The organism is Vicinamibacteria bacterium (assembly GCA_035620555.1).
Taxonomy (GTDB): domain Bacteria; phylum Acidobacteriota; class Vicinamibacteria; order Marinacidobacterales; family SMYC01; genus DASPGQ01.
Genome location: DASPGQ010000819.1, coordinates 1 through 3,025, shown reverse-complemented (window position 1 = coordinate 3,025; position 3,025 = coordinate 1). Strand labels below are relative to the sequence as shown.

The window sequence follows — 3,025 nt, the reverse complement described above, 5'->3', positions numbered from 1 at the left end:
TTCAATACCGTGATTTGAGCAGCTCGATGCACGGCCGAAGCGTCTCTCGCCACGCCGTGTCGAGCTCGGCGCTGTACTCCAGATCGTATTCCGCGACCGTTTGGAGCAGACAGTCGAGCCACAACTCGTACCACTCGGGCTTGATATCGAGCTGGCGGCGGCTGTGACGCTCCCCCAGCTTCTCGAGCTCGCGGTGAGCCGGTCCGGTCGTCGTCCCCGCCGCCGACAGCATCAGGTACAGTGAGTCCCGCAGCACCCCGATCTGTCGGTCGAAATCCGTGGTCGCGAACTTGTGCCGCACCGAATCGGAGGACGCCATGAGCTTGTCATAGAACGCCTGGAGGAAGTCCTCGCTTTGAAGCGAGCGGCTGAGGCTGTCGCGCGTTTGCTGGATCGGGTCGTCTGCCATCTTCGTCGTCCTCGCCAATGAATTTCGAGGCCTGTTGCGATCTTAACCCGATGGCCTCCTCCTATTCGACAACCCGGGCTCCTCCGCTGGGACGGCAGGCGAAAAGAACACCGCCTCGTCCGGTATCCTCGGCGTAAGCCCGCCCCACTTCCGCGACGAAAGACTCGACTCCCTCGACCGCGACGAGGGCAACCGCACACCCACCGAAGCCCGCGCCCGTCATCCGAGCACCGATGGCTCTTGGGTGCGCGGAGGCGATCTCGACCATGCGGTCGAGAGCCGGTGTCGAGACCTCGAACCCGTCGCGAAGGCTCGCGTGGGATCGGGCCATGAGCTCGCTCATCGACGCCCGGTCGTCGCCCGCGAGCGCCTCGGCCATCGAGCACGTCCTCTCGTTCTCCTCGCTAACGTGAAGCGCGAGTCTGCGCAGCGCCTCCGGCAGCCGCTCCATCTCTTCACGCGTTGCATCACGAAGCGCTTTCACTCCGAGAAGGGACGCCGCTCGTTCGCAGCTCGCTCGACGCTCCTGGTACCTTCCCTCACGGAGAGCCCGTCGGGTTGCCGTGTCCAGGACGACGATGACGATGTCCTCGGGCAACGGGATCCGGGTGTAGCCGTGCCCGCGGCAATCAATCAAGAGGCCATGACCCGGCTCCGAAAGCGCTACCGACATCTGGTCCATGATTCCGCAGGGCACCCCGACGAAATCGTTCTCGGCTCGTCGCGCCTGCTCGGCCGCACGCTCGGCGTCCCACGCTCGATCGGCCATGAACGCCCGTGCGGCTGCCAGCTCCAATGCCGCCGAGGAACCAAGCCCTGCCCCCATCGGCAGATCCGCTCCCACGACGAGGTTCATACCATCGAGCGAAATGCCGTCCTGCTGAAGCGACCAGGCGACTCCGGCGACATAGTCGAGCCAGTCGGACCTGGGCCTCGGCTCGTCGAGCCGGCGGTTCCCCTCGTCGTCCAGATCGAGCGAGTAGCCCCGCAATCGATGGTCGGGGTTCGGTGAGAACGCCACCACCACATGCCGATCGATCGCGACCGGCAACACGAAGCCGTCGTTGTAGTCGGTGTGCTCACCCATCAAGTTGACTCGCCCCGGGGCGACGGCGACGCGCGGCTCGCCGCCGAATCGTTCTCGAAAAGCCTGCGCCACGCGCCGCGCGATCGGTGTTTGCTCTTCCAACCTGACGGAGGTTACCGCAAGGGCGGCTCTGGCGAAACCGCCGTGACATCTTGTCGGAAACGGGGCCAGTTGCTACCCTGGAATCTGACCCAAAGACAACGAATGGAGTGTACAGATGCAGCTGCGCTTGGTCACCCGCGGAAATCTGGATGGCTTGACCTGTGCCGTTCTCATCGATCACGCCGAGCGCTTGAGCGGCATCGAGCTCATCCATCCTCAAGACATCACCGATGCCAAGTTCGCCATTCAACATGGTGATGTCATTGCCAACCTCCCCTATCATCCCGCCTGCACCAAGTGGTTCGACCACCATTCGGCGACCAAAACCTACGAAAAACCGCCGGAAAAGTTCGACGGGAGATATGGCCTGGCCCCGTCCACCGCTCGTCTCGTGTACGACTATTACCTCCACGAGAACCCGGGGCTGAACGCTTACGACGAGCTGGTGGCGGAGACCGATCGCTACGACGGGGCGAGACTGACCATCGAGGACATCGTCAATCCCAAAAGGGTCATCCTGCTCGGATTCACCATGGACCCGCGGACGGGTCTCGGCGCCTTCAAGGATTATTTCCTGTCGGTGGTCGATGCTCTCCGGGACGGCACCATCGACGACGTCATGGACATGAACGAGGTGAAGAAACGAGCGAAGCGCATCGCCCAAGAGCGCGAATCATTCCTGGCCACCATGCGGAATCACTCGCGCCTCGTCGGCAACGTCATCGTGACCGATCTGCGCCAGGTGGAGGTTCTTCCAGCAGGCAACCGCTTTCTCGTTTATACCCTGTTTCCCGAAGCCAATGCTTCGATTCGCATCGCCTGGGGTCCCGAGAAAGAGTTCGTCGTTGCCACGGTCGGCCACAGCATCCTGAACCGCACATGCCCGGTGCATATCGGGGGCCTCCTCGCGAAGTACGGCGGTGGTGGACACAAAGGGGCGGGCGCCACCCCGCTCGACATCAAGAGCGCCGACGATCTCATCGAAGAACTGATCGAAAAACTGAACGAACCGTCATCCGCACGATCGGCGGGCTGAGCGCTGCTCGACTCTTGACTGTCGACGCGCAGTTAGTGCACCCATCGCCCGGTATCGGATTCTTCCCTTGGGTCGATCTCGTGAACCGGGCCTCCCCGTCCACCGCCAACGACGCGGACCTGAATGCGGTTCTGCTCCACGGCTCGCTTCAGCCTTTCGAGAAGGTGGGCTTTCACCCTGGCGCGGATTGCCGGTACGAGAAGCAAGAACCCGAACGAATCGGTGATCAAGCCCGGAGTCACGAGGAGCGCCGCGGCGAGCAGGATCATCACGCCGTCGACGAGGAACCCCGCCGGAATCTCGCCGCGGCTCGCCTGAGCACGTGCCTCGGCAACGACGCCGAGCCCCTGCCGTCTCGCCGCGAAGGCCCCGACCACGCCGGTAACGACGA

At 63.3% G+C, this 3,025-nt stretch carries 4 protein-coding genes; 1 reads left to right on the top strand and 3 read right to left on the bottom strand.

The features are described 5' to 3' along the window. Position 1: 1 nt before the first annotated feature. The gene (locus tag VEK15_32715) at positions 2-409 is read right to left on the bottom strand and encodes a globin (protein ID HXV65505.1); all 408 of its coding nucleotides are present in this window, start codon (positions 407-409) and stop codon (positions 2-4) included. Positions 410-470: 61 nt separating this feature from the next. Next, positions 471-1,598: a galactokinase gene (gene galK / locus VEK15_32710; protein ID HXV65504.1), complete on the bottom strand. Its 1,128-nt coding sequence runs from the start codon at positions 1,596-1,598 to the stop codon at positions 471-473. Positions 1,599-1,713: 115 nt separating this feature from the next. On the opposite strand from galK, the gene VEK15_32705 reads away from it, so the two are divergent. Further along, the gene (locus VEK15_32705) at positions 1,714-2,634 is read left to right on the top strand and encodes an exopolyphosphatase (protein ID HXV65503.1); all 921 of its coding nucleotides are present in this window, start codon (positions 1,714-1,716) and stop codon (positions 2,632-2,634) included. 32 nt (positions 2,635-2,666) lie between these two features. On the opposite strand, the gene VEK15_32700 is transcribed toward VEK15_32705, so the two are convergent. Beyond that, positions 2,667-3,025, bottom strand: a 359-nt coding sequence (locus VEK15_32700) for an FxsA family protein (GenBank protein ID HXV65502.1), incomplete at its 5' end; no start/stop codon positions are given.